At 75.1% G+C, this 24,256-nt stretch carries 26 protein-coding genes and 1 tRNA gene; 14 read left to right on the forward strand and 13 right to left on the reverse strand.

The window, feature by feature from the left end; genetic code table 11:
• Window positions 1–379: 379 nt before the first annotated feature.
• Window positions 380–844 carry a GatB/YqeY domain-containing protein gene (locus ACF053_RS09565; protein WP_391953351.1) on the reverse strand — a complete coding sequence of 155 codons (465 nt, stop codon included), beginning with the start codon at window positions 842–844 and terminating at the stop codon, window positions 380–382.
• A gap of 87 nt (window positions 845–931) precedes the next feature.
• Between ACF053_RS09565 and ACF053_RS09570 the strand changes: the two genes are divergently transcribed.
• Both ACF053_RS09570 and ACF053_RS09575 read left to right on the forward strand, forming a co-directional pair.
• Window positions 932–1,858, forward strand: a complete 927-nt coding sequence (locus ACF053_RS09570; protein ID WP_391953352.1) for a metallophosphoesterase — start codon at window positions 932–934, stop codon at window positions 1,856–1,858.
• A gap of 97 nt (window positions 1,859–1,955) precedes the next feature.
• Window positions 1,956–2,029, forward strand: a tRNA-Pro gene (locus ACF053_RS09575).
• Here the strand turns inward: ACF053_RS09575 and ACF053_RS09580 are convergent.
• Complete coding sequence (locus ACF053_RS09580; RefSeq protein WP_391953353.1) at window positions 2,011–2,532, reverse strand: DUF998 domain-containing protein; 522 nt, start codon at window positions 2,530–2,532, stop codon at window positions 2,011–2,013. The genes ACF053_RS09575 and ACF053_RS09580 overlap by 19 nt on opposite strands.
• Window positions 2,533–2,537: 5 nt before the next feature.
• On the reverse strand, window positions 2,538–2,966 hold the full coding sequence (locus ACF053_RS09585; protein WP_391953354.1) for a DUF998 domain-containing protein: 429 nt from the start codon (window positions 2,964–2,966) through the stop codon (window positions 2,538–2,540).
• 216 nt (window positions 2,967–3,182) lie between these two features.
• On the opposite strand from ACF053_RS09585, the gene ACF053_RS09590 reads away from it, so the two are divergent.
• The 4 genes from ACF053_RS09590 to ACF053_RS09605 all read left to right on the forward strand — a co-directional run bounded on the left by ACF053_RS09590 (window position 3,183) and on the right by ACF053_RS09605 (window position 7,254).
• Complete coding sequence (locus ACF053_RS09590; protein WP_391953355.1) at window positions 3,183–3,875, forward strand: HAD family hydrolase; 693 nt, start codon at window positions 3,183–3,185, stop codon at window positions 3,873–3,875.
• 158 nt (window positions 3,876–4,033) lie between these two features.
• On the forward strand, window positions 4,034–4,501 hold the full coding sequence (locus ACF053_RS09595; RefSeq protein WP_391953356.1) for a DUF7144 family membrane protein: 468 nt from the start codon (window positions 4,034–4,036) through the stop codon (window positions 4,499–4,501).
• Window positions 4,502–4,580: 79 nt separating this feature from the next.
• Window positions 4,581–6,464: a S9 family peptidase gene (locus ACF053_RS09600; RefSeq protein ID WP_391953357.1), complete on the forward strand. Its 1,884-nt coding sequence runs from the start codon at window positions 4,581–4,583 to the stop codon at window positions 6,462–6,464.
• Window positions 6,465–6,486: 22 nt separating this feature from the next.
• Window positions 6,487–7,254, forward strand: coding sequence for an SURF1 family protein (locus ACF053_RS09605; protein ID WP_391953358.1), 768 nt, complete (start codon window positions 6,487–6,489; stop codon window positions 7,252–7,254).
• Between the two features lie 521 nt (window positions 7,255–7,775).
• On the opposite strand, the gene ACF053_RS09610 is transcribed toward ACF053_RS09605, so the two are convergent.
• From ACF053_RS09610 to ACF053_RS09640, 7 genes are all read right to left on the reverse strand, one after another.
• Complete coding sequence (locus ACF053_RS09610) at window positions 7,776–9,062, reverse strand: hypothetical protein (RefSeq protein ID WP_391953359.1); 1,287 nt, start codon at window positions 9,060–9,062, stop codon at window positions 7,776–7,778.
• Between the two features lie 71 nt (window positions 9,063–9,133).
• Entirely contained in the window at window positions 9,134–9,841 is a 708-nt protein-coding gene (locus ACF053_RS09615) for a SigE family RNA polymerase sigma factor (protein ID WP_391953360.1), read from the reverse strand.
• 288 nt (window positions 9,842–10,129) lie between these two features.
• On the reverse strand, window positions 10,130–11,215 hold the full coding sequence (locus tag ACF053_RS09620; RefSeq protein WP_391953690.1) for an aspartate-semialdehyde dehydrogenase: 1,086 nt from the start codon (window positions 11,213–11,215) through the stop codon (window positions 10,130–10,132).
• A gap of 103 nt (window positions 11,216–11,318) precedes the next feature.
• On the reverse strand, window positions 11,319–12,590 hold the full coding sequence (locus tag ACF053_RS09625; protein ID WP_058940822.1) for an aspartate kinase: 1,272 nt from the start codon (window positions 12,588–12,590) through the stop codon (window positions 11,319–11,321).
• A gap of 530 nt (window positions 12,591–13,120) precedes the next feature.
• Window positions 13,121–13,786: a DUF5063 domain-containing protein gene (locus tag ACF053_RS09630; RefSeq protein WP_391953361.1), complete on the reverse strand. Its 666-nt coding sequence runs from the start codon at window positions 13,784–13,786 to the stop codon at window positions 13,121–13,123.
• The gene (gene recR / locus ACF053_RS09635; RefSeq protein WP_058940820.1) at window positions 13,779–14,378 is read right to left on the reverse strand and encodes a recombination mediator RecR; all 600 of its coding nucleotides are present in this window, start codon (window positions 14,376–14,378) and stop codon (window positions 13,779–13,781) included. Before recR ends, ACF053_RS09630 begins: the two co-directional genes overlap by 8 nt.
• A gap of 318 nt (window positions 14,379–14,696) precedes the next feature.
• Window positions 14,697–15,032, reverse strand: a complete 336-nt coding sequence (locus ACF053_RS09640; RefSeq protein ID WP_391953362.1) for a YbaB/EbfC family nucleoid-associated protein — start codon at window positions 15,030–15,032, stop codon at window positions 14,697–14,699.
• A gap of 523 nt (window positions 15,033–15,555) precedes the next feature.
• Here ACF053_RS09640 and ACF053_RS09645 point away from each other — a divergent pair.
• The gene (locus tag ACF053_RS09645) at window positions 15,556–16,278 is read left to right on the forward strand and encodes an SLATT domain-containing protein (RefSeq protein ID WP_391953363.1); all 723 of its coding nucleotides are present in this window, start codon (window positions 15,556–15,558) and stop codon (window positions 16,276–16,278) included.
• Between the two features lie 161 nt (window positions 16,279–16,439).
• Here the strand turns inward: ACF053_RS09645 and ACF053_RS09650 are convergent, their stop codons facing one another.
• Window positions 16,440–17,090 carry a hypothetical protein gene (locus ACF053_RS09650; RefSeq protein WP_391953364.1) on the reverse strand — a complete coding sequence of 217 codons (651 nt, stop codon included), beginning with the start codon at window positions 17,088–17,090 and terminating at the stop codon, window positions 16,440–16,442.
• A gap of 270 nt (window positions 17,091–17,360) precedes the next feature.
• Between ACF053_RS09650 and ACF053_RS09655 the strand changes: the two genes are divergently transcribed.
• Window positions 17,361–17,951, forward strand: coding sequence for a maltokinase N-terminal cap-like domain-containing protein (locus tag ACF053_RS09655; protein WP_391953365.1), 591 nt, complete (start codon window positions 17,361–17,363; stop codon window positions 17,949–17,951).
• A 228-nt stretch (window positions 17,952–18,179) separates the two neighbouring features.
• Here ACF053_RS09655 and ACF053_RS09660 read toward each other — a convergent pair whose 3' ends face one another.
• Together ACF053_RS09660 and ACF053_RS09665 are read right to left on the reverse strand one after the other, a co-directional pair.
• Window positions 18,180–19,058: a GntR family transcriptional regulator gene (locus ACF053_RS09660; RefSeq protein ID WP_391953366.1), complete on the reverse strand. Its 879-nt coding sequence runs from the start codon at window positions 19,056–19,058 to the stop codon at window positions 18,180–18,182.
• 117 nt (window positions 19,059–19,175) lie between these two features.
• Window positions 19,176–20,531, reverse strand: coding sequence for an aspartate aminotransferase family protein (locus tag ACF053_RS09665; RefSeq protein ID WP_391953367.1), 1,356 nt, complete (start codon window positions 20,529–20,531; stop codon window positions 19,176–19,178).
• A 209-nt stretch (window positions 20,532–20,740) separates the two neighbouring features.
• On the opposite strand from ACF053_RS09665, the gene ACF053_RS09670 reads away from it, so the two are divergent.
• The 6 genes from ACF053_RS09670 to ACF053_RS09695 all read left to right on the forward strand — a co-directional run bounded on the left by ACF053_RS09670 (window position 20,741) and on the right by ACF053_RS09695 (window position 24,243).
• A complete protein-coding gene (locus tag ACF053_RS09670) occupies window positions 20,741–21,370 on the forward strand; it encodes a DJ-1/PfpI family protein (RefSeq protein ID WP_391953368.1) in 630 nt (209 codons plus the stop codon).
• Window positions 21,367–21,858 carry a MarR family winged helix-turn-helix transcriptional regulator gene (locus ACF053_RS09675; RefSeq protein WP_391953369.1) on the forward strand — a complete coding sequence of 164 codons (492 nt, stop codon included), beginning with the start codon at window positions 21,367–21,369 and terminating at the stop codon, window positions 21,856–21,858. The genes ACF053_RS09670 and ACF053_RS09675 overlap by 4 nt, the downstream gene beginning before the upstream one ends.
• Before the next feature lie 225 nt (window positions 21,859–22,083).
• Window positions 22,084–22,869: a putative protein N(5)-glutamine methyltransferase gene (locus ACF053_RS09680; RefSeq protein WP_391953370.1), complete on the forward strand. Its 786-nt coding sequence runs from the start codon at window positions 22,084–22,086 to the stop codon at window positions 22,867–22,869.
• A 333-nt stretch (window positions 22,870–23,202) separates the two neighbouring features.
• Window positions 23,203–23,433 carry a hypothetical protein gene (locus ACF053_RS09685; RefSeq protein ID WP_391953371.1) on the forward strand — a complete coding sequence of 77 codons (231 nt, stop codon included), beginning with the start codon at window positions 23,203–23,205 and terminating at the stop codon, window positions 23,431–23,433.
• Between the two features lie 50 nt (window positions 23,434–23,483).
• The gene (locus ACF053_RS09690; RefSeq protein WP_391953691.1) at window positions 23,484–23,678 is read left to right on the forward strand and encodes a hypothetical protein; all 195 of its coding nucleotides are present in this window, start codon (window positions 23,484–23,486) and stop codon (window positions 23,676–23,678) included.
• A gap of 121 nt (window positions 23,679–23,799) precedes the next feature.
• Entirely contained in the window at window positions 23,800–24,243 is a 444-nt protein-coding gene (locus ACF053_RS09695; protein WP_391953372.1) for a GNAT family N-acetyltransferase, read from the forward strand.
• The last annotated feature ends 13 nt before the right edge of the window (window positions 24,244–24,256 follow it).

A 24,256-nucleotide genomic window follows, 5' to 3' on the forward strand; every position in this document is an offset into this window, starting at 1 on the left:
GGGGCGGTGTGCACGTCGGCGGGGCCCCCCGGGGGGGGGGGGCCGGGGGGGGGGGGGGGGGGCGGCCCCCCCCCCCGGCCGGGGGGGGGGGGGCCCCCCCCCCGGGGGGGCCCCCCCCCCCCCCCCACGTCCCGGCGCACACACGCGGGCCGCGAGCCGCGCGTCCGGCAAGGGGCCGCGCGTCCCGGCGCTCACCCCCCGGCGCACGGCGGCACGGCCGCGGGCCCTGGTCCGCATGTACCGGGCCACAGGCCCTGAGCCCGCCGGCCGGAGCGCCCGGAGCCCTGAACCCGCAGGCTGGGAACCCGGAGCCCTGAGCCCCTGAGCCCTGAGCCCACGAGGCCGCAGCGCCCTCAGCCCAGGCCCGCGGTGGAGCCCCTCAGCCGGCGAGGAGCTGCTTGACCACCGTGGCCACCCGGCCGCCCTCGGCCCGGCCCGCCACCTTCGGGTTCACGATCTTCATCACGGCGCCCATTGCCCGCGGCCCCTCGGCCCCACCGGCCCTGGCCTCCTCGACGGCCTGCGCGACGATCTCCCGCAGCTCCTCGTCCGTCAGTTGCGCGGGCAGGTACGCGTCGAGGACGACCCCCTCCGCCTGCTCCCGCTCGGCCTGCTCGGCACGACCGCCCGCGGTGAACGCCTCGGCCGCCTCACGGCGCTTCTTCGCCTCCTTGGCGATCACCTTCTGCACCTCGTCGTCGGAGAGTTCGCGCGCCTGCTTGCCCGCGACCTCCTCCTTCGTGATGGCGGCGAGCGTCAGCCGGAGGGTCGAGGAGCGGAGCTCGTCACGCGCCCTGATCGCCTCCGTGAGGTCTTCCTGCAACTTGGACTTGAGCGTGGTCATGCGGCAAGCATGACAGGTGCGCTCCCGCGCCCGCCCGCCCATTTCCCGGGCGTCGCGACCCCTCCCCCGGTCTGCGACCATGGACCCATGCGCGCGCGATACGGAGTACCCCTCGGCATCACTGCACTGGGCGCGGCCGGCGTGGCCTACGCCGCCGGTTTCGAAGCCCGCTCCTTCCGGCTCCGACGGGTGTCCGTCCCCGTACTGCCGCGCGGCGCGAACCCGTTGAGGGTCCTCCAGGTCTCCGACATCCACATGGTGGGCGGCCAACGCAAGAAGCAGCGCTGGCTCCGGTCCCTGGCCGGGCTGCGCCCCGACTTCGTCGTCAACACCGGGGACAACCTCTCCGACCCGGACGGCGTGCCGGAGCTCCTGGACGCCCTCGGGCCGCTGATGGACTTCCCCGGCGTGTACGTCTTCGGCTCCAACGACTACTACGGTCCCAAGCTCCGCAACCCGGCCCGCTACCTCTTCGAGAAGCTCCAGGGCCGCCACGGCCTCAACGGCAACCCGCCGGCGGTCGGCGCCGTCCACAACCCGTGGGAGGGCATCCGCGACGCCTTCGACGCGGCGGGCTGGCTGGACCTGACCAACGCGCGCGGCCGGCTGAAGGTGGAGGGCCTGGAGCTCGCGTTCACCGGCCTGGACGACCCGCACATCAAGCGGGACCGGTACGAGAAGGTCGCGGGCGGCCCGGAAGCGGACGCCGACCTCTCCGTGGGCGTCGTCCACGCCCCGTACCTGCGCTCCCTGGACGCCTTCACCGCCGACGGCTACCCGCTGGTACTCGCCGGCCACACCCACGGCGGCCAGCTGTGCGTCCCCTTCTACGGGGCGCTCGTCACCAACTGCGACATCGACACGGACCGCGCGAAGGGCCTCTCCACCCACCGCGCCGGCGGCCGCACGGCCCACCTCCACGTCTCGGCGGGCTGCGGCACCAACCGCTACACCCCGGTCCGCTTCGCCTGCCCCCCGGAGGCGACCCTGCTGACCCTGACCCCCCGCGACTGACCCCCGCACCACCGCCCGCCGGCCCCGCCGAAACCGGATTTCGTCTCCGGGCGCCGGTGGGCTAAAGTAAACGACGTCGCCAGGACACCGGCGACATCGGGGTGTAGCGCAGCTTGGCAGCGCGCTTCGTTCGGGACGAAGAGGTCGTGGGTTCAAATCCCGCCACCCCGACAGCTGAAACACCAGGTCAGGGGCCTGATCCGCGAGAGCGGGTCAGGCCCCTGAGTGGTCTTGTGGGTCAGGGCCGGGGCTTGACTGCAGCGGGCGCGACCGGGGACGGGGTCGTGCTGTCGCGTCAGATGGCGTCCGGCTGCTTGCGGTTCCCCGTCGCCCCTCCGACCGGTCAGCCGGGCCGCCACCATCGCCAGCCAGCACAGGCCGAGGCCGGCTCCGGCGGTGAACGCGAGGACGGAGGCGGCGGACGCCGGGAAGCCGGCGAGGACGGCGATCGGGACGAGGCGGGAGGCCACGGCCCAGGCGCGGTGGCCCCGGGCGGCGAGGGGGCTGGCCAGCACGACGGAGGCGGCGCACAGCGCGAGGTAGCCGATCATGCCGGCAGCCATGTGGACGGTGCCGTGCCCGCTCAGTGAGGCGGCCTGCGGCGCGCCCTCGGGGAAGCCGGCCGCGGGGTCGGCGGGGAACGCCGCGGCGGCCAGGAAGGACGCGCCGAACACGGCGATCAGGATCGGCCCCGAGACCCCGCCGAGCCGGCCGGTCCTGTCGGTCCCGCCGAGCCGGCTCGTCCCGCCGAGCCCGACAGCCCCGTCAGCCCCGTCAGCCCCGACGGCCCGGCCAGGCCTGTCGGTCCCGTCTCTTCCGTCGGTTCCGTCGGTTCCGTCGGTTCCGTCGCGTGCAGGCCGGCCGCGCCGGCAAGCAGCAGTGACCCCGTGAGCAGGAAGTTCAGTGTCTGGATCCACCCCGGGCCGCCCAGGGCCAGCTGGCTGAGCGCGTGGCGGGTGAAGTCGAAACCGTCGCGGGTGAGCCCCTGGACGACGCCCGCCCCGAGGAACAGCGGCCCGGCGACGACCGCGCCGGCCGTGAGCCCGCGCGGGGCAGCCGGGCGGCAGGCGGGCGCGGCGGTGGGACGGGCGCTGAGCGTCTGGGTCATGACGGGCCTTCCTCATCGGAGTCTCGCCGTACATGACCGGCGGTGACCGGTGGAGTCACCGCTCCGGCCGGTGTGAACTGGACCACGCCGGCATGGGGTGGCCCGGCCTCGGGGTGTCCGATCGGTGGCCGGTCCGCTACGGGGTCGGCCGCCCGATCGTGGGGCGCGCCCGCCCGGGAGTGTCTGGGGCCGCGGGACGGCGGGCAGGCGGGGGTGATGGGCGATGACGTGTTGGGCGGGATCATGCGGGCCGCGCAGGGAGTGCTGGTCGACTTCGACGGACCGCTGTGCGATGTCTTCGGCGGGCGGTCGGCGGCGGTCGCCAAGCGGCTGGTGGAGGTCGTCGCCCGGCGGGACCCCGCGCTCGCGGCGGAGCTGGCGGGGGTCGGGGACCCGGTGGAGGTCGTGCGGCGGGTGCACGCGGAGGACGCCGGGCTCGGCTGCGAGGTGGAGGAGGCGCTCACCGCGGCCGAGGTCGCGGCCGTGGAGGTCGCGGGTGATCCGACGCCGGGAGCGGTCGCCGTGCTGGAGGGGGCCCGGGACGCGGGGCGGCGGATCGCGGTCGTGGGCGACACCTCCGCCGCGTGCATGCGGGCCTTCCTCGACCGGCACGGGTTGTCGTCGTACGTGCTGCACGTCGTGGGCCGGCCGGAGCGGCAGCCGGAGCTCACGAAGCCGAACCCGTACCCGCTCATCACGGCCGCTGAGCAGCTCGGCCTGGACGTGACCCTGTGCGCGCTGATCGGCGACTCCGTCACGGACGTCCGGGCCGCGCACGCGGTCGGCGCGGTCGCGGTCGGGTTCGCGGACGGGCCGGGTCGGCGGCAGGCGCTCGTCGACGCCGGGGCGGAGGCCGTCGTCGGGGAGATGCGGGTCATCGCGGAGGCCATGCCCGACCCGTCCGACTAGGGGGCCGAGGCGGTGCCGGCGCCCGGACAGCGTCTCCGGGCAGCCGCACCGGGCAGGGGGCCGTCGCCCGGATGGGGGGCTCCGGGTCGCCGGACGGTGGCTCACGCCGCAGGCTGCTCGTACACGCGACCGGACCGGTACGACGAGAGGGCACGGCGATGAGCGACTCAGCGGGTCACCGGCACGATCCGGCTCCGGGGCACCCCCGCGCCCGGCACCAGGGCGGTGCCTCGGCGGCGTCCGGGGGCGCCTGGGCGTCCGCGGGGACGATGTTCGCCGGGGTGCTCCTGCTCGTCCAAGGGGTGCTCGGGATGCTGCAGGGCATCGTGGGCATCGCCGAGGACGACGTGTACGGGGTCATCGGCAACTACGTCTTCAAGTTCAACACCACCGCGTGGGGCTGGATCCACCTCGTCCTCGGGTTGCTCCTCGCGGTGATCGGCTGGGGCATCCTGCGTGGGGCTTCCTGGGCCAGGGTGGCTGGTGTGGCGCTCGCCTCGCTGGCCGTGATCGTCAACTTCGTCTGGCTGCCCTACCAGCCGGTCTGGGGCTTCATCAGCATCGCGATCGGGGTGTTCGTCATCTGGGCGCTGTGCTCGACGGACCGGGTACCCGGCACTCGCTGAACCGCGCTGATGGCGGGCCTGTGGACAGGTTGTCCACAGGCCCGACGGGATGTCGGCCGGACGGTCCATGATGGACGGCATGACTGAGCCGAGCGACGTACCGACGAATCAGACCCCGCCCGCCGGCGGGCCCGACGTGCCGGACTGGGAGAAGCGGTTCCGCGCGCCGCGGGTCTCCCTGCCGGAATGGGCGTTCGACGCGCCGCACCGGGCTCTCTTCGTGTCGAACGCGACCGGGACGTACGAGCTGTACGCCTGGGATCGGGAGACCGGCGGGCAGCGGCAGGTGACGGACCGGCCGAACGGCACGACGGACGGCGTCCTCTCCCCGGACGGCGAGTGGATCTGGTGGTTCGCCGACACCGACGGCGACGAGTTCGGGGTGTGGATGCGGCAGCCGTTCGCCGGCGGGGCGGACGAGCCGGCCGTGCCCGGGCTGGCGCCGTCGTATCCGGCGGGCCTGGCCGTCGGGCGGGACGGGACCACGGTCGTCGGCCGGTCCACGGAGGAGGAGGGCACCACCCTCCACGTGGTCCGCCCCGGGCAGGAGCCCGTGGAGATCTACCGGCACCGCGAGTCCGCCGGCGTCGGCGACCTGTCGCACGACGGGACGCTGGTCGCCATGGAGCACACCGAGCACGGCGACGCGACGCACGCGGCGCTGCGCGTGGTGCGGCTCGCCGACGCCGCCGGCGCCTCGGGCGCCCCGTCCGTGACGCAGGTGGCGGAGCTGGACGACACCAAGGGCGGTACGCAGCCGCTGGGCCTGGCGGTGCTCGGCTTCGCGCCGGTCGACGGGGACACCCGGCTGCTCGTGGGGCACCAGCGGCGCGGCCGGTGGGAGCCGATGGTCTGGGACGTGGCGTCCGGGGTGGAGACGGACCTGGACCTGGACCTGCCGGGCGACGTGAGCGCCGAGTGGTATCCGGACGGGTCGGGACTGCTCGTCGTCCACAGCTTCGAGGCGCGCAGCGACCTGTGGCGGTACGACCTGGCGACGCGCCGGCTGACACGGGTCGACACCCCGCCCGGTTCCGTGTCGGACGCGACGGCCCGTCCGGACGGCGAGGTCGAGTACCTGTGGTCGTCGGCCGCGACGCCGCCGGAGGTGAGGTCGACGTCGGGTGCGGTCGTGCTGGACCCGCCCGGGATGCGGGCGCCCGGGTCCGTGGCCGTGGAGGACGTGTGGGTGGAGGGCCCCGGTGGCCGCGTCCACGCGCTGGTCCACCGGCCGGCGGGGGTGGCCGGCCCGCTGCCGACGGTGTTCGACGTCCACGGCGGCCCCACCTGGCACTACAGCGACGCGTTCGCCGCGGGTCCCGCCGCGTGGGTGGACCACGGGTACGCGGTGGTCCGGGTCAACTACCGCGGCTCCACCGGCTACGGCCGGGAGTGGACGGACGCGCTCCGGCACCGGGTCGGGCTGATCGAGCTGGAGGACATCGCGGCGGTCCGGGAGTGGGCCGTCTCGTCGGGTCTCGCCGACCCGGAGCGGCTGGTGCTCGCCGGTGGTTCGTGGGGCGGCTACCTGACCCTGCTGGGTCTGGGCACGCAGCCCGACGCGTGGGCGGTGGGCATCGCCGACGTGCCGGTCGCCGACTACGTCACGGCGTACCACGACCAGATGGAGGCATTGCGGCCGCTCGACCGGACCCTCTTCGGCGGCTCCCCGGAGGAGGTGCCCGAGCGGTGGGCGGCGTCGAACCCGCTGAGTTACGTGGACGCGGTGCGGGCGCCCGTGTACATCGCGGCGGGTGTCAACGACCCGCGCTGCCCGATCCGGCAGGTGGAGAACTACGTGGACCGGCTCGCGGCCCGCGGCGCGGTCCACGAGGTGTACCGGTACGAGGCGGGACACGGCTCGCTGGTGGTGGAGGAACGGATCAAGCAGCTGCGCCAGGAGATCGAGTTCGCGGCCCGGCACCTGGCCACCGTGAGCGGGACCCGGCCGGACGGGGGGTGAGGTCGTTCCGTACCGTGGAGGGGTGTACCGGTTCCTGACGACCCCCCGCTGGTGGGGGATCAACGTCTTCGTGCTGCTGGCGATCCCGTTCTGCTTGTTCATGGGGATCTGGCAGCTGGGCAGGTTCGAGGACCGCGTCGACTCGCACCAGGAGGCCGAGAAGCGCCCGGCCGTCCAGGCGGCCGAGGCGCCGGCGCCGCTGGCGGAGTTGCTGCCGGTGGACAAGGAGACGTCGGGACGCCAGGCCGTGGTCAGCGGCCGGTACGGGAAGCAGTTCCTCGTGCCGGGGCGCGAGCTGGACGGCAGGACCGGTTCCTACGTGCTGACGCTGCTGCACACCTCCGAGGACAAGGCCCTGCCGGTGGTCCGGGGCTGGCTGCCGAAGGGTGCCGCCGCCCCGGCGCCGCCCGTCGGCGAGGTCACTGTGACCGGGGCGCTGCAGGCGTCGGAGAGCCCCGGTTCGAAGGGCGTCCACGCGGCGGGCGGGCTGCCGGAGGGCCAGCTCGGCATCATCAGCGCGGCGTCCCTCGTCAACCTGGTGCCGGACGAGGTGTACGACGCGTGGGTGACCCTCGCACGCTCCCCGGCCGGTCTCACCCCGGTGCCCGCGGCGGCGGCCACGGGCACGGGGCTGGACATCAAGGCGTTCCAGAACCTCGGCTACACGGGTGAGTGGTTCGTGTTCGCGGGGTTCGTGCTGTTCATGTGGTTCCGCCTCGTCCGCCGCGAGGCGGAGGCGGAACGTGACCGCGCGCTCGGCCTGGAACCGGAGAGCCAGGGCATCGGCTGATCCCACCCGAGCCCGAGCTCAGGGCGGGCGTCGGGTCGCCCGAGCCGGGCGGGCATGGGGCCGGCCGGGGCGCTGGCGGGCGTTGCGCTGGCCGGGACGCGGACGGGCGTCGGGTCGGCGGGGGCGCGGGGCATCGAGCCGGCCGGAACGCGGATCGGGGTTGGTCGGCCGGGACGCGGACGGGCGTTGAGCCGGCCGCGGCACGCATGGGCGTCGAGCCCGCCGCGGCGCGGAGGGGCGCACAGCCCGCCGCGGCGTGGATGGGCGTCGAGCCGGCCGCGGCGTGGATGGGCATCGAGCCGGCCGCGGCGTGGATGGGGCCGGCGTCGTTCGGGCGGGCCTGGGACGGGCTTCGGGCGTCGCCGGGCTCGGCCGGGCCTCGGAGCGGTGGGCGGCAGCGTCGGCCGGGGGTTGTAGGGGCGTTCCGACGGCTGCGGGCGGGGGGATGGGGCTGGGGCCTCGGTGCGACCGGGGCGGGGGTAGGCGCCGCTGGGTGCGGGCCCACCCGTCCGTCCTGGGGGTTACTGGGCCGGGAGGAGGCCGGTGCGGTAGATCGTGCCGGTGCAGGCGTCGGGGACGGTCGCCTCCGCCGTGGGGCCGCCCACGTCCGGGGTGTGCGTGACGCTCACGCTGCCGTCGGCCTTCCCCCCTTCGGAGACGAGCTGGGGCTCGGTGGCCGCGCCGGCGCCCGACTCCGCGGCGCCGCCCTCGGCCGCGCCCGCCCCGGTGCCACCGGTCGTGGGGGTGGGCTCCGTGGTCGGGGACGGGGTGGGGTCGGGCGTGTTCCCGCCGTCCGTGGGGCAGGTCTCGGCCGGCACCCAGGCGAACTTCACGTCGTACGCCGCCGACGGCTTCAGGGTCAGGTGGCTGACCGACGCGGAGGGGTCGGGCAGGCCGCCCACCGCGTCACCGGACGTGTGGGTGACGACGCTGATGCGGTTCTGGTCGGCGGCGCCGTTCGCGCGGAAACCGACCGTGCCCACGCCGTCGACGACGCAGTCGGTGCTGGAGACGTTGGCGATGCGGAAGGTGCCGTACACCGTGCCGTCGGAGTCGGGGGACCCCGCGTCGGCGGAGATCACGCCGAGTTGGCCCGGGTCACAGACCGGGAGGCTCGCCGTGGCGGACGTGGACGGGTCCGCGGTGCCGTCGGTGCCGTCGGTCGCGCCGCTGGAGGCCGCCCGTGGCTTCTCCTTCGGGTCCTTGCCGCCCTTGCCCTTGCTCGCGGGCGCGCCCGAGGGGCTGCCGGCGGTCTCCTCGCCGGTCGTGCCCTTGATGGCGTCCCCGGTGCCGCCCTGGACCTGCTCGCCGTGGCCGGCGTTGACGGGGTTGGCGTCGGAGGCGCTGTCGGACGCGGCGACGTGGACGAAGGCGGGGACACCCGTGCCGAGCAGGATCACCGCGGCGGCCGCGCCGACCATGGCCTGGCGCTTGCGTGCGCGTCGGGCGGGGACCGCCCTGCGGAGGTGGTCCAGCACGTCGTCCGAGGGCCGGATGTCGCCCACGGCGGTGTGCAGCATGCGCCGCAGCGCCAGCTCGTCGACCAGCAGGCCGTCCGCGTCGGCGTCCGTGTCCGGGGCGCCGAGGCCGGCCCCGGTCGCGCCGGCGGTGCCCGTGGCGCCCGTGGCGGTGGTGTTTCTGCCCGGGGCGTCCGCACCCGTGCCGTCGGTGCCGGCGGCTTCGGGGCCGCTCGTCTCCGGGCCACCGGTGTCCGGGCCACTGGTGTCCGGGCCGCTGGTATCCCGGGTGTGCGTTTCGGAGGAGTCCTGTCCGGCGGCGTGCAGATCGCCGTCGTGCCCGTTGTTCACAGTTCCGTTCCCAGTCCGGTCGTCCGACGGCCCGTCCGGCCCGTTGTGCTCGTGGCTGTCCGCGCGGTCGCTCATGCCGTGGCCCCCATGGTGACGCGCAGGGCGGCGATGCCGCGGGAGCCGTACGCCTTCACCGACCCGAGCGATATGCCCAGGGTCTCGGCGACTTGCGCCTCCGTCATGTCGGCGAAGTACCGCAGCACCAGCACTTCGCGCTGACGGCGCTGGAGCCCGCGCATCGCCTTGATCAGCGCGTCGCGCTCCAGCTGGTCGTACGCGCCCTCCTCCGCGCTCGCCATGTCGGGCATCGGCTTGGAGAGCAGCTTCAGCCCGAGTATTCGGCGGCGCAGGGCGGAGCGGGAGAGGTTGACGACGGTCTGGCGCAGATACGCCAGGGTCTTCTCGGGGTCGCGGACCCGGCGCCGCGCGGAGTGGACCCGGATGAACGCCTCCTGGACGACGTCCTCGCAGGAGGCGGTGTCGTCGAGGAGGAGCGCGGCGAGCCCCAGCAGCGACCGGTAGTGGGCGCGGTAGGTCTCGGTGAGGTGGTCGACGGTGGTGCCCGCGGTCGTCGCGGCCCCGGTGTCGGTCTCGGCTCCGGCGCCCTCACGCGGGAACGGTACGCCGGCACGGCGCGTGGCGGGCATGGGCGCGATCACCGGCATGCCGCCGCCGCGCCGACGGTCGCGCGCAGCCCGCTGAGGCGGTCGTACGAGCGGAAGGACCGCCGTGCCACCGCGAAGGGGGCCCGCTGATGTGATGTCGAGAACCTCTGCCACGCCAGTTGGACACGTCGACCCCCGTCAGGGTTGTACGCGCACGGCTCCGCCTTCGACGGTGCGTCGTTCGCCCTCATGCGTATCCGCTTTCCCCTAAGCCCCGTTCACGCGGTCGCGCCGTGGGGCGACCGCGTTCGGACGCTGCCGCCACCCACCGCCGGCCGTGGGGGAGGAAGCGTCGTCGGACATGCCAGCGCCCCAGTTCCAGCGGTACGGACCGAAGACCTTTGCGCAGGGCGTTCACAGATCCTACAAAGGCGGGGCCGGGCGCACACCGGGTATCCGCGGTCAGACCGGCGCCGCGCGTCCGGCGGCCAGTTCGGCGGCGATGCCCTCCGCGATCTGCGCGGTGTTCAGCGCGGTCCCCTTGCGGAGGTTGTCACCGCACACGAAGAACTCCAGGGCCCGTTCGTCGTCCGGGTGCCGGCGCACCCGGCCCACCCATGTGGGGTCGGTGCCGACGACGTCGGCGGGGGTGGGGAAGTCGCCGGTCGCGGGGTCGTCGTAGAGGACGACGCCCGGCGAGGTGGCGAGGATCTCATGGGCGCGCGCGACGGTGACCGCCCGTTCGAACCGCGCGTGCACGGCGACGGAGTGGGCGGTGACGACGGGGACGTGGACGCAGGTGGCGGCGACCCGCAGGGCGGGAAGGCCGAGGATCCTGCGCGTCTCGGCCCGTACGCGCAGCTCCTCGGAGGACCAGCCGTCCTCCTCGCAGGTACCGGACCAGGGGACGACGTTGAGGGCGAGCGGTGCCGCGAAGGGACCCGCGTCGTCGCCGACGGCCCTGCGGACGTCGCCGGGTGCGGCGCCCAGCCCGGTGCCGGCGACGGCAGCCAGCTGCCCGCGCAGTGCGTCGACCCCGGCCTGGCCGGCGCCGCTCGCCGCCTGGTACGCGGAGACGACCAGCTCGTCGAGGCCGAACTCGGCGTGGAGCGTCCCGACGGCGACGATCAGCGCGAGCGTGGTGCAGCCGGGGCTCGCGACGATGCCGCGCGGCCGGAGCCGGGCGGCGTGCGGGTTGACCTCGGGGACGACGAGCGGCACGTCGGGGTCGGTACGGAACGCCGGGGAGGCGTCGACGACGACGGTGCCCTGGGCGGCGGCGATCGGCGCCCAGCGGGCGGCGACCTCCTCCGGGGCCAGGAACACGGCGACGTCGGCGCCCCTGAGCGTCTCCTCGCAGAGCGCGAGGACCTCCGTCTCCGCCCCCCGTACGACCTGCTTGCGACCGACGGGGCCTGCCGTCCCGCCCCTGGCCGCCCCGCCACTGGCCGTCCCGCCACCGGCCGTCCCCCCGCCGGTGGCGGGGGGAGGCGCGAGCAGGCGTATCTCGCCCCAGACGTCGGCGCGCTGCGACAGGATCTGGAGCATCACCGCACCGGCCGCTCCGGTCGCGCCGACGACCGCGAGCGCCGGCTTCCGGCTCGTCACGGCGTCACGGCCGCACGGGTTCGCGAGGTCCGGGTCCGTGCCGTCAGCGGCCCGTGCCGCCGTAGACGACGGCCTCGGCGGACTCGCTGTCCAGACCGAAGGCGGTGTGGACGGCGCGGACCGCCTCGTTGACGTCGTCGGCGCGGGTGACGACCGAGATGCGGATCTCGGAGGTGGAGATCAGCTCGATGTTCACGCCGGCGTCGGACAGTGCCTCGAAGAAGGAGGCGGTGACGCCCGGGTTGGTCTTCATGCCCGCGCCGACGAGGGAGATCTTGCCGATCTGGTCGTCGTAGCGGAGGGACTCGAAGCCGATGGCGCCCTTCTGCTTCTCCAGGGCGTCGATGGCCTTGCGGCCCTCGGTCTTGGGAAGCGTGAAGGAGATGTCCGTCAGACCGGTGGACGCCGCGGAGACGTTCTGGACCACCATGTCGATGTTGATCTCGGCGTCCGCGATGGTGCGGAAGATCGCGGCGGCCTCGCCCGGCTTGTCGGGCACGCCGACGACGGTGATCTTCGCCTCGGAGGTGTCGTGGGCGACACCGGAGATGATGGCCTGCTCCACCTTGCGGTCCCCTCGCGGTTCGTTGCTGACCCACGTGCCCTGGAGCCCCGAGAAGGACGAGCGGACGTGGATCGGGATGTTGTAACGGCGTGCGTACTCGACGCAGCGGTGCAGCAGCACCTTGGAGCCGGAGCTGGCGAGCTCCAGCATGTCCTCGAAGGAGATCCAGTCGATCTTCCGGGCCTTCTTCACGACCCGGGGGTCGGCGGTGAAGACGCCGTCGACGTCGGTGTAGATCTCGCAGACCTCGGCGTCCAGGGCGGCGGCGAGGGCCACGGCCGTGGTGTCGGAGCCGCCGCGGCCGAGGGTGGTGATGTCCTTCTTGTCCTGGGAGACGCCCTGGAAGCCCGCGACGATGGCGATGTTGCCCTCGTCCAGTGCGGTGCGGATCCGGCCCGGCGTGACATCGATGATGCGCGCTTTGTTGTGGACCGAGTCGGTGATGACGCCTGCCTGGCTGCCCGTGAACGACTGGGCCTCGTGGCCCAGGTTCTTGATCGCCATGGCCAGCAGCGCCATGGAGATCCGCTCTCCGGCGGTCAGCAGCATGTCGAACTCACGCCCGGCAGGGATCGGGGATACCTGCTCGGCGAGATCGATCAACTCGTCCGTCGTGTCGCCCATCGCGGATACCACGACGACCACCTGGTGGCCGTTCTTCTTGGCATCGACGATTCGCTTGGCGACGCGCTTGATGCCCTCGGCATCGGCAACGGAGGAGCCTCCGTACTTCTGCACGACAAGGCCCACGTGCGCTCCTCGCTCAGTCCGTTTGCGGTCAGCTCAGTCTAACGAGCGACCGGAGAACGCCTCCGTGGTGCCACATCCTGAGATGTCCCGCTCAGGTGGTGATCATCCGTGTCGGACGGGGACGCTGTCCGGTCGCTCCGAGCCGGTACCTGCCCGCCGTCCCGCCCGGTACGCGGAATGTGGGGCGGGTCACGTCGGGGACGCTGCCGCGTGGCCGTCGGTGGAGACCGGTTCAGCCGCGGGGGGGCGACCGGGCCGTACGGGGTCGGGACGGGAGCGGCCACCCGGCCGTACGGGGCCGGGGCGGGAGGGGCGGCCCGACCGTACGGGGCCGGGGCCGGGAGCGGCGGTCCGGGGCCGCCGGGGTGGGGCCGCCCGGGCGGCCCCACGCGGACCTGACGGACCCGACGGTCAGCGCGGACCCCACGGACCCCACGGACCCGACGAACCCCACGGACCCCACGGACCCGGCGGACCCCACGGACCCGGCGCGTGGACGAGCCGCGCGGCCGGGTCCGGAACGTCGGGGGCTACTTCCGGGAGGGGGAGTGCAGGCCCAGGGGCCCGGCGATCTCCTGCACCATGACGCGGCCGGCCTCCTCGGCGAGGTCGTCGTCGGGCAGGTCCTCGTCCGTGTCGAGGCCGTCCAGGGCCTCCAGGGGCTGGTCGAGGCGGACGTGCGAGACGAGGGACTGCAGGGCGCGGAGGGTGGCGGAGGCGGTGGGGCCCCAGTTGGAGAAGTACGAGAACTGCCACCACCACAGCGCCTCGGAGGTGCGGCCCGCCCGGTAGTGGGCCAGGCCGTGGCGCAGGTCGGTGATGATGTCGGCGAGGTTGTCCGAGATCCGGCACGGGACCGGCGCCTTGCGCGGCTCGTACGGGTCGAAGACCTCCGAGAAGACGTCCACCGGGTCCAGCAGCTCGGCGAAGCGCAGGCGCAGCTCGTCCACGTCCACGTCGGGACCCGTGTCCGGTTCGTACCGCTCGTCGGGGACGATGTCCTCGTGCGCGCCCAGCCGGCCGCCGGCGAGGAGCAGCTGCGAGACCTCCAGCAGCAGGAAGGGAACGGCGCTGTCGGGCTCGTCGCCCTTCGCCACTTCCGTGGTGGCCACGATGAAGGACTCGATGGAGTCGGCGACCTGGACCGCGAAGCTGTCCGGGTCGAGCGAGTGGGCGTGGAGCGTGGCGTCAGACATCGAGGAGTCTTCTCCCTTCGAACGCGCGACCGAGCGTGACCTCGTCGGCGTATTCCAGGTCTCCGCCAACGGGCAGTCCGCTGGCGAGGCGCGTGACCTTCAGGCCCATGGGCTTGACCATCCGCGCGAGGTACGTCGCGGTGGCCTCCCCCTCCAGGTTGGGGTCGGTCGCCAGGATCAGCTCGGTGACCGTGCCGTCCGCCAGGCGGGCCAGCAGCTCCCTGATCCGCAGGTCGTCCGGGCCCACGCCCTCGATCGGGCTGATCGCCCCACCGAGCACGTGGTACCGGCCCCGGAACTCGCGCGTCCGCTCGATCGCGACGACGTCCTTGGGCTCCTCGACCACGCAGATGACCGCGTCGTCCCGGCGGGCGTCACGGCAGATGCCGCACCGCTCCTCCTGGGCGACGTTGCCGCACACCGCGCAGAACCGGACCTTCTCCTTGACCTCCAGCAGGGCGTGCGCCAGCCGCCGTACGTCGGTCGGCTCCGCCTGCAGGATGTGGAAGGCGATCCGCTGCGCGCTCTTGGGACCGACACCGGGCAGTCTGCCCAGCTCGTCGATGAGGTCCTGGACCACGCCTTCGTACAACGGAACGCCTCTCCGGGAGTGCAGTCTTGGTCTTACGGTAGTTGCTGGGGGTGCGCCGCAGAAGCCTCGGCGTGGGTGACACCGTCGGGAAACGCGGCACGGGGGTGCCCACGGGGCGCCCGACGCCGGAGGGCGCCGGGCGGATCGGCCCCGACCGCCCCGCAGCCCGTCGGATCCGCTCGCGGCGGGCGGACCCGAAAGGACCGGGCGGAACCGAGCGGACCGGGCGCAAGCGAGGGGAACCGGGTCGGGGGGCTCGGACCGGTCGGTACCCCTCGCCCACACGCGGTACCGCTGCGCCGGCGGCGGGCCGGAGGGTCAGAAGGGCAGGCCCGGCATGCCGCCCAGGCCCTGCGCGAGCGGGCCGAGCTTCTCCTGCTGGAGCTGGTGCGCGTTCTCGTTCGCCGCGTGCACGGCCGCCACGACCAGGTCGGCGAGGGTCTCGGTGTCGTCCGGGTCGACCGCCTTCGGGTCGATGACCAGGGCCCGCAGTTCACCGGAGCCCGTGACCGTGGCCTTCACGAGGCCGCCGCCCGCCTGGCCCTCGACCTCCGTGCGGGCCAGCTCCTCCTGCGCCTGGGCGAGGTCCTGCTGCATCTTCTGGGCCTGCTGGAGCAGCTGCTGCATGTTGGGCTGGCCACCACCGGGGATCACGGTCACTCCTGCGCGTCGACGAGGTCATCGGTCACGGTCGAGCCTACGTGGTCGCCGCTCGGCACGCCCCACGCACACCGCTGCACTCTTTGGAGTGAACGCCTGGCGCGCCCCCTACCTGATCACGCCGCTCATGCGGGCGGAAATCCACGGATGTCGCCTCCAGGGACCACCATTCGGCGGTAGGAAGGGCTCCGCGCGGCGCACACCCCGGGCGCCACCGACCAGGCCGTACCCGACCGGTACCGCCGGCCCCACCACCAGCCACGACAGCCCTGCCATGCCCGCGCCCGACCCGTCCGCCACCTGCCACGCCCGCCCCGCCCTGCCCGCCCCCGCCGCCGGTCCTCTCCGTGCCCCCGTCCGTCCTCGCCATCCCCCCCGCCCCGTCCCCCGTCCCACCCGGCTCGTCACCGCACCGCCGCCGCCCCGCCGACTCCCCCCGTCCACCCGCCACGCAGGCCACGGAACGTCCGTCACCGCACGTCACGCATTGTCACGCAGAGCGCAGAGGAGTGCCCCGGTGAGCCAGCCGGAGATGCAGCCCGGGGGGCCCGCCCGGGGCGAGGACCTGACGGGACGGCCGTTCCCGCTCGGCGACTGGGGCGAGCCGGCCGAGCGGCTGGACGAGCTGTACCGGTGGGTCGAGGGCAACGCCCTGCGCACCGCCGACTGGTACCTCGCCGACCGGACGTGGAAGCGCCGCAGCGCCCGCGCGCTGCGGGCCGGTACGGCGCTGGGCGCCGTACTCGGGGCCGCGCTGCCCCTCCTGGACCTCACGGGCGCCCTGGACGGCGCCGCCGGCTGGGGGTACCTCTCCCTGCTGCTCGCCGCGGCCTGCATGGCGTGCGACCGGTACTTCGGGCTGACCTCCGGCTGGATGCGGGACGTGGCCACCGCCCAGGCCGTGCAGCGGCGCCTGGCGACCCTCCAGTTCGACTGGGCGTCGGAGAGCGTGCGGGAGGTGCTGGGGCCCACCGAGGGGACGGCGGGCGAGGCGGCGGAGCGCTGCCTCGGGGTGCTGCGGCGGTTCACCGACGACGTGACGGAACTGGTGCGCGCCGAGACGGCCGACTGGATGGTGGAGTTCCGGGCCGGGCCGGCGCCGCTCGTCACGCAGTCGCTGGGCGCGGCGGCGCACGCGCGCCCCGACGGCGGCGGGGCGCAGCCGCAGGGCGGCCGCTTCCTGCTGCCCCCGGCCACCCGTCCCAACATGCCGCGCCAGCGGCCCCCGGAGCCACGCTGACGCCTGCCGCTCCCGGGCCCCCTGCCGCTCCCGGCCGCCTTCCGTCCCCGGCCCCCTCCGGACGCCTCCTGGGGGCTCCCTGGGGCTGCCGGGGCGCCCCGGGGCTCCGAGCGGCTCCCCCGGGACGCGCGGCGGGCCGGCGGCGGCGCCCGGGACGCGCGTCAGCTGAAGATGATCATGGAGCCCTGGGCGAGGCTCCGCGTCGCCGCCGCGTGCAGCCCCAGCCACACGTGCCGCTCCCGGGCGAAGGGGCTGTCGTCGTACGGGATCGGCGCGGCCGGTTCCTCCAGCGACGTGGGGTGCCGCGGCGGCTCCGGCGCGGCCGGCGGGTTCCCCGGGTCGATGCCGATCGACGGGGCGACGTGCTCCAGCTCCCGCAGCAGCCCCTGCGCCGAGCCGAGCGGTCCGCCCCCGGACAGCAGCTCCTCCGTCGACAGCGGCGTCGGGAAGTCCACGGGCACGTAGGCACCCGCGTGGTCGTAGTGCCAGACCAGGTGCGACTGCTGGGCCGTCGCCTCGAACATCTCCAGCAGTTGCTCGTAGTCCCCGCCCAGTTCGTCGACGGGCGTCACGGCGAGGCCGCAGACCTGGAGCAGGTACGCCCGGCGCAGGAAGTGCAGGGCGTCGTAGTCGAACCCGGCGACCGGCGCGACGTCACCCGACAGGCCGGGCATGTACGCGAAGACCGGCACGGCCGGCATCCCGGCGCCGGTCAACGCCCGGTCGTAGGCGGCGATCTCCTCGGCGAACGGGTTGTCAGGGCTGTGGCACAACACGTCGACCAGGGGGACCAGCCACAGGTCACAGGCCAAGGTTGACTCGCTCTCGGGTCATCGGGGCAACGGATCGTTCGGAGCAACGGCTCGTTCGGGTCATCGGGCGTCCGGGGCGACGGGCGGTGGACAGTGGGCGACGGGCGACGGGCGACGGGCGACGGGTCGTTGCGGAGGTCCGGCACAGACTAGTCCGGCGCCGTCGGGTCCCGGCGTTCGGGCAGAGTGATACCCGGTGGCACCGCCCGCGAAGCCGGGCGGCCCGCGCGCCGGGGGGAACGCGGTGGTCGCGCGGGGAGTTGACCCGGCATGGCGATCATTCACCGGACGACGATGGAACCGACCAAGCTGGAGCTCCTGGCCGGCTGGCTGCCCGCGCAGCCGTGGTACGACGGCACGGGCGGGGAGCCGCGGCTCGACCGGATCGGCGGGTGGCGGCTGGACGACCCGGAGGGGGCGGTGGGCATCGAGTTCATGGTGGTCGGCGACACCTCCGGGGACGCGCCCCGCTCGTACCACGTGCCGCTCACCTACCGGGGCGCGCCGCTCGCCGGGGCCGAGGCCGCCCTCGTCGGGACGACCGAGCACGGGGTGCTGGGCACGCGCTGGGTGTACGACGGTGCCCACGATCCGGTGCTCCTCGCGCAGGTGCGGGCGTTCCTGCGGGGCGACGCCGCACCGCAGGCCCAGAGCGAGAGCGACACCCCCGACCCGACGGTCACCGCCCGGCTGGCGGAGGGCGCCGACCCGGACGCGGCGGCGCTCGTCGTGGTCCGCGTCCCGGGCCAGGAAGTCGCCGCCGGCGCGCTCGGCGAGGTGACCGCGCCCTGGAGCCGCGCGGACGGCGAGTCGAGCCGGGCGCCGTACTTCGTCCTGCGCGACCCCTCCGGTACGGCGTAGCGCATCGGCCTGGTCGCGGCGTGACGTGAGGGTGCGTCAGGTGACGTGAGGGCGTCCGCCGGGTCAGGCCGCGTACGGGCGCTGCGGGGCCGTGCGCCGGCACTGCAGCCGATGCGCGGGCACATCAGGGCCGGGGGGCCGCGTCAGGCCGGGTGGGGGCAAGCACGTCCAGGTGAGTGAGGGCGCGTCAGTCCGGGTGAGGGCGGGCACCCCGGGCCGGGTGGCACGTCAGGCGGGTGGGGCGGGGCGCGGGGCCGGGAGGCGTTCCAGGTGGTCCGCCCAGCGCAGGGCGTGGGCGTTGTACGCGTCCAGGACGGCGCCGACCCGCGCCGGCGCCCCGGTGGCGACCGCGTCGACGAGCTCCTCGTGGCCGCTCCACAGCCAGTCCCCGGGGCGCGGGTCGGCGCGCAGGTGCGGCACGGCGAAGACCCACGCCTGGACGCGCAGCCGGTGGAGGAAGTCGGCGATGTAGTGGTTGGCGACGAGGCCGCCCAGCTCCCGCCAGAAGCGGACGTCGTAGCCGATCAGGATGTCGAGGTCGCCGGCGCGGGCGGCGCGGGCGGCGGCCTCGGCCCGACGGCGCACCGGCCCGAGCGCCTCCGCCGGCAGGCAGGACCGCGTCGCCGCGCCGGGCGAGGGCGCGGCCGCGGCGACGGGCGCGGCCGCCGCGCCGGACGGGGCTGGGGCGATCGTCCCCGCGCCGGGCGCGGCCGGGGTCGTCGGCACCGTGCCGGACGGGGTCACGGCCGCCGTCGCGGCGCCGGTCGCGGCCGCGCGGGGACCGCCCCGGTGCGCCGCGTGCCGGGGGTCGCGCCGCAGGACGCCGTCCACGACCAGGGCGCGGGCCTCCACCATGCCGCGGTAGTCGCCGACCGTGAACTGGTGCACGCGGAAACCCTTGTGCTGGTCGGAGTCGAGCAGTCCCTGCGCCGACAGGTCGACCAGCGCCTCCCGCACGGGCGTCGCGGAGACCCCGTACTGCTCGGCGATCTGTTTGACGGTGAACTCCCTGCCCGGCTGGAGACGTCCGGCGAGCACCTCGTCACGCAACGCGTCCGCGATCTGCTGGCGCAGCGTGCTGCGGGTGACAGGTCCGCTCGCGGGCATGGGCAGGTCCCCTCCGTCCGGTTTCGGACACCTTAAGCCAGTCGGAGGGGGTCACCCGTAGGGGTTCGGCGAGGGGGACGTCACACCGGCGGGCCGCACGGGTGGGGCGCCGACGGGTCACCCCGTGTGCTCGTCCGCCACGCACAGCGCCGCGTCGAGCACCGCGAGACCCTCCTTCGCCTCGGCGTCGGTCAGGGTGCAGGCGGGGACGACGTGCGTCCGGTTCATGGCGACGAAGGGCCACAGGCCCCGCTCCCGGCAGGCGGCGGTGAACGCGGCCATCGGCGCGTTCGCCTCCCCGACCGCGCCGTACGGCACGAGCGGCTCGCGCGTCCGGCGGTCCCGTACGAGCTCCAGGGCCCAGAAGGCGCCGAGACCCCGCACCTCGCCCACCGACGGGTGGCGCTCGGCGAGCTCCCGCAGCCCCGGGCCGAGGACCTCGGCGCCCAGCCGGTCGGCGGCCTCCACCACGCCCTCCTCCGCCATGGCCCGGATCGTCGCCACGGCCGCCGCGCAGGCCAGCGGGTGCCCGGAGTACGTCAGTCCGCCCGGGTAGGGGCGCCGCTCGAAGGTCGCGGCGATCTCCGGGCCGATGGCGACGCCGCCCAGCGGCACGTATCCGGAGTTGACCCCCTTGGCGAAGGTGAGCAGGTCGGGGACGACGTCGTAGTGCTCGGCGGCGAACCAGCGGCCGGTGCGCCCGAAGCCCGCCATGACCTCGTCCAGGATGAGGACGATGCCGTGCCGGTCGCAGAGCTCCCGCACGCCGGCGAGGTAGCCGGGTGGCGGGGGCATGATGCCGGCCGTGCCGGGGACCGTCTCCAGGACGATCGCCGCGACGGTACCGGGCCCCTCGAAGACGATCGTGTCCTCCAGGTGCGCCAGGGCGCGCTCGCACTCCTGCGCCTCGTCCGCGGAGTGGAACGGCGACCGGTAGAGGAAGGGGGCCCAGAAGTGGACCACCCCGGCGGCGCCGCTGTCCGAGGGCCAGCGGCGGGGGTCGCCGGTCAGGTGGATCGCCGTGGCGGTGGCGCCGTGGTACGAGCGGTACGCGCTGAGGACCTTGTGCCGGCCGGTGTGCAGCCGCGCCATGCGCACGGCGTTCTCGACGGCCTCCGCGCCGCCGTTGGTGAAGAAGATCCGGTCGAGGTCGCCGGGCGTGCGCTCGGCTATCAGCCGGGCGGCTTCGGAGCGCACGTCGACGGCGAAGCCCGGCGCGAAGGTCGCGAGCCGGCCGGCCTGCTCCTGCACGGCGGCGACGACCTTCGGGTGCTGGTAGCCGATGTTGCTGAAGACGAGGCCGCTCGTGAAGTCGAGGAAGCGGTTGCCGTCGTAGTCCCAGAAGTACGCACCCCGGGCGCCGGCGACGGCCAGCGGGTCGATCAGCGCCTGGGCGGACCAGGAGTGGAACACGTGCGCGCGGTCGGCGGCCTTGACGGCCGCGCCCTTCCGCGGGTCGGGATGAGGGGTCATGCGGGTGAGCGTAGGGAGGGCGGACCGCGCCGGGACATGGCCACCTTGTCGGGAACGGCGCCCGCCCGGGTCGGCAGGGTGTCGCGTCCGGGGGCGGCGGCGGGCCGCGCGGGGCGACATCGCGAGAGCAAGCATTGACAGCATGCTGCCCTGATGACAGCCTACTGTCAGCAGGTGGACCCCGCCACGGCACGCCCCAGGAGGTCGTCATGACCGGCACCACCACATCCCCGCGGACCGTGCACCTCGCCGTGTACGACACGCTCGCCGACTGGGAGACCGGGCACGCGACGGCGTGGTTGGTCCGCGGCGGCCTCACCGTCCGCACGGTCGGCCCGACGACCCGCCCGGTCACCACGCTCGGCGGGCTGCGCGTCACCCCGGACCTCGCCCTCTCCGACCTGCGCCCCGACGACAGCGCCCTGCTGGTACTGCCCGGCGCCGACCTGTGGGACGGGGACGCGGAGCGGCTCGCGCCGTTCGCCGCCGCCGCCCGCACCTTCCTCGACGCGGGCGTACCGGTCGCGGCGATCTGCGGGGCCACGGCCGGGCTGGCCCGCGCCGGTCTCCTCGACGACCGCCCCCACACCAGCTCGGCCGCCGGCTACCTGGCCGCGACCGGCTACCGCGGCGCCGCCCACTACACGGAGGCGGACGCCGTGACGGCCGGCGACCTGATCACCGCCGGGTCGACCGAGCCCGTCGCGTTCGCCCGCGAGGTGCTGGGCCGGCTCGGGGTCTTCGAGGGCGAGCTCCTCGACGCCTGGTACCGGCTGTTCCACGACTCGGACCCGGCCGCGTACGAGGTCCTCGCGGCGGCGGAGGGCACGGACGCGTGAGCCCGGACCGCGATGCCGACCACCGTGCCGAGCAGGCCCTGCTGAGCCGTACCGCGCTCGGCGTCTTCCGCCTCAACGGCCAGTTCCTCGCCGTCTCCGAGGAGCTGGCCCGCCCCGCCGGAATCACCGCCGCGTGGTGGCAGGTCCTCGGGGCCGTCCTGCGCGAGCCGCTGCCGGTCTCGGGGATCGCCCGCACGATGGGCATCACCCGCCAGAGCGTCCAGCGCGTCGCCGACCTGCTCGTGGAGCGGGGACTCGCCGTGTACGCGCCGAACCCGGCCCACCGCCGCGCCAAGCTGCTGCGGCCCACCGAGGAGGGGCGCGCCGCCGTCGCCCGCGTCGATCCGGGCCACGCCGACCTGGCGGCCCGGCTGGCGGCCGAGCTCGGGGAGGAGGCGTTCGCCGAGACCGCGCGCGTACTGGAGCGCCTGTCCCGGGCGATGGACACGGTCACCGGGCAGCGCGGCGCCAACGGGCCCGTGGGGTAGGGTCGTCCGGGTCGATCGCCGGGACGCGCACGAGCACGCGCCGCGGGCGGACGGCACGGGTCGGGCCGCGGACGCCGGACCGACGACCGCGGAACGAGGAGGTGGGACCCATCAACGCCAGGCAAGGCAGGGCGCTCCCCTCCCACGGCGGTACGGCGATCACGCCGCGGCCGTAGAAGCACCGCCGGGAGCACCCGCGTACGCGGTTCCCGAAAGGCTCTCCCCGTGCCCGTTCCCCACGACATCGTCACCACCCTCCGCGCCGCCGGGTGCGTCTTCGCCGAGGACGAGGCGGAGCTGCTGCTCGCCTCCGCCCGCTCCCCCGCCGACCTCGACGCGATGGTCGCCCGCCGCGTCCTCGGCCACCCCCTCGAACACGTCCTCGGCTGGGCGTGCTTCGGCGGCGTCCGCGTCGCCGTGGACGCGGGGGTGTTCGTGCCGCGCCGCCGCACCGAGTTCCTCGTCGAGCGGGCCACCGCGCTGGCCCCGCGCGGCGGCCGCGCCGTCGTCGTCGACCTGTGCTGCGGTACCGGCGCGCTGGGCGCCGCCCTCGTCACCGCCCTGGACGGCGGCGCCGCCGAACTGCACGCCGCCGACATCGACCCGGCCGCCGTGCGCTGCGCCCGCCGCAACGTCGCGCCGCTCGGCGGCCTCGTCCACGAGGGCGACCTGTACGCGGCCCTGCCGGCGGGGCTCCGCGGCCGCGTCGACGTGCTGCTGGCCAACGTCCCGTACGTACCGACCGGCGAGGTCGGCCTCCTGCCGCAGGAGGCCCGCCTCCACGAGGCGCTGGTCGCCCTCGACGGCGGGGCGGACGGCCTCGACGTCCTGCGGCGCGTCGCGGCCGGGGCGGGGCGGTGGCTCGCGCCCTCGGGCGTCCTGCTGTCCGAGACGAGCGGGCGGCAGGCGGACGCCGCCGCCCGGGTCCTGGCCGACGCGGGGCTCACGGCGCGCGTCGAGACGGACGAGGAGCTGTACGCCACGGTGGTGACCGGCACCCGCACCGACTGAACGACGCGGCGCGGCGCGGCGCCGCGCAGGCCCTGCCGGGCGCGGCGGGGCGAGGCGGGGCGGGGCAGTCGGGCCCGGCGGCGGCGGACCCGCCCCGACCCCGGCCCCGCGGGCGCGGGCGGCGGCGGCGCCGCGGGCGCGGGCCGGTCGGCGTGCCAGGCGGGGGCGGGGGCTTCGGGGTCGCCCGGGCGTGACCGCGCGCGGCGCCGTTGTGCGACGATGCGGGCCCGGCCCGGCGGCCCCGTCGATCCGCGGGCCCCGTCCAGCCGTTGACAGGAGGTCGGTCATGACAGTCACCGAGCGGTGGTCCGCGGCGGCCCGTTCGGGGCGGCGGTGAGAACCGTGATCGCCGGCCGGCTGGTGGAGCTGCCGGGCACCATCGCCGCGATCCGCGCGGCCCTGGACGAGGACCGGGTGCGTGAGTTCGACGCGGAGATCCCGCACGTACCGGTGGCGGACCTGCCGGTGACGCTGGCCCGCTGGGCGCTGTCCACGACGGACGCGGACCGGGAGGACGCCGAGCTGTTCGAGCGGCTGGCGCGCGGCGAGGATGTACGGGAGTGACCGGCTACCGGCTCCAGTACGCGCCCCCGGCGGATCTCGCGCTGGACTCCATGGACCCGTCCCTGCGCGCCCGCTTCGACGCGGGGATGCGCGCCTCGCTCGTCCCCGACCCGTACGGGCAGGGCTCCGCGCCGATGGGCAGCGACGAGGACCGGCGGGAGGCGACGGTGGCGGGCGTGGTGATCCGGTACTACGTGAGCCGGAGCGTCCTGACGGTCACCGTGGTCCGCGTCGTCTTCCTCTGAGCGGCCCGCGTCCCTGTCAGGCCCGCGGCCGGGGAACCCGCCGGCCGACCTGACGGAACGTCAGGTCTGGTGCCGGCGAAAGCGGTTGCCCTCCGGTCGGCGGCACCGGTTGGCTGCGGGGATGAGCGAACTGCGTTTCGAGCGGGTGGACGGCGCATCGGGCGCCGAGGACTGGCGGCACGTCCACAACGAGATCATTCCGACGCACCTCCTGTCCCCGCGGGACGTCCGCGAGCGCGCCGGCCGCCACCACCTGGAGGTCGCGTACCTCGGCGACGCCGTCGTCGGGTGCAGCACCGTACGGCCGCCGACGGCCGAGCTGCCGGACACGGCGACGGTGATCGCCCGCGTGCTCCCTCCGTACCGGCGCCGGGGGTACGGCGGGGAGTTGTACGCGCGCGGGGTGGCGGTGGCCCGGGAGGCGGGGGCGGTGACGCTGGAGACGGTGGTGCTGGCGTCCAACGACGACGGCCTGCGCTTCGCCCTGGGGCACGGCTTCACCGAGGTCGAGCGGTACCTGCTGGACGGCGACACCATCCCCTGGATCGACCTGCGGCTGGGCTGAACCGCCGCGCCGC

The organism is Streptomyces kanasensis (assembly GCF_043077165.1).
In the GTDB taxonomy this organism is placed as follows: domain Bacteria; phylum Actinomycetota; class Actinomycetes; order Streptomycetales; family Streptomycetaceae; genus Streptomyces; species Streptomyces changanensis.

What these genes read in the sequence shown, in the direction of transcription:
- ACF053_RS09595 (WP_391953356.1), top strand. Translation starts at nt 4,034, where the DNA reads ATGAGCGACTCAGCGGGTCACCGGCACGATCCGGCTCCGGGGCACCCC.
- ACF053_RS09600 (WP_391953357.1), top strand. Translation starts at nt 4,581, where the DNA reads ATGACTGAGCCGAGCGACGTACCGACGAATCAGACCCCGCCCGCCGGC.
- ACF053_RS09690 (WP_391953691.1), top strand. Translation starts at nt 23,484, where the DNA reads ATGGACCCGTCCCTGCGCGCCCGCTTCGACGCGGGGATGCGCGCCTCG.
- ACF053_RS09585 (WP_391953354.1), bottom strand. Translation starts at nt 2,966, where the DNA reads ATGACCCAGACGCTCAGCGCCCGTCCCACCGCCGCGCCCGCCTGCCGC.
- ACF053_RS09660 (WP_391953366.1), bottom strand. Translation starts at nt 19,058, where the DNA reads ATGCCCGCGAGCGGACCTGTCACCCGCAGCACGCTGCGCCAGCAGATC.
- ACF053_RS09670 (WP_391953368.1), top strand. Translation starts at nt 20,741, where the DNA reads ATGACCGGCACCACCACATCCCCGCGGACCGTGCACCTCGCCGTGTAC.
- ACF053_RS09590 (WP_391953355.1), top strand. Translation starts at nt 3,183, where the DNA reads ATGGGCGATGACGTGTTGGGCGGGATCATGCGGGCCGCGCAGGGAGTG.
- ACF053_RS09630 (WP_391953361.1), bottom strand. Translation starts at nt 13,786, where the DNA reads ATGTCTGACGCCACGCTCCACGCCCACTCGCTCGACCCGGACAGCTTC.
- ACF053_RS09565 (WP_391953351.1), bottom strand. Translation starts at nt 844, where the DNA reads ATGACCACGCTCAAGTCCAAGTTGCAGGAAGACCTCACGGAGGCGATC.
- ACF053_RS09570 (WP_391953352.1), top strand. Translation starts at nt 932, where the DNA reads ATGCGCGCGCGATACGGAGTACCCCTCGGCATCACTGCACTGGGCGCG.
- ACF053_RS09655 (WP_391953365.1), top strand. Translation starts at nt 17,361, where the DNA reads ATGGCGATCATTCACCGGACGACGATGGAACCGACCAAGCTGGAGCTC.
- ACF053_RS09620 (WP_391953690.1), bottom strand. Translation starts at nt 11,215, where the DNA reads ATGCTCCAGATCCTGTCGCAGCGCGCCGACGTCTGGGGCGAGATACGC.
- ACF053_RS09695 (WP_391953372.1), top strand. Translation starts at nt 23,800, where the DNA reads ATGAGCGAACTGCGTTTCGAGCGGGTGGACGGCGCATCGGGCGCCGAG.
- ACF053_RS09665 (WP_391953367.1), bottom strand. Translation starts at nt 20,531, where the DNA reads ATGACCCCTCATCCCGACCCGCGGAAGGGCGCGGCCGTCAAGGCCGCC.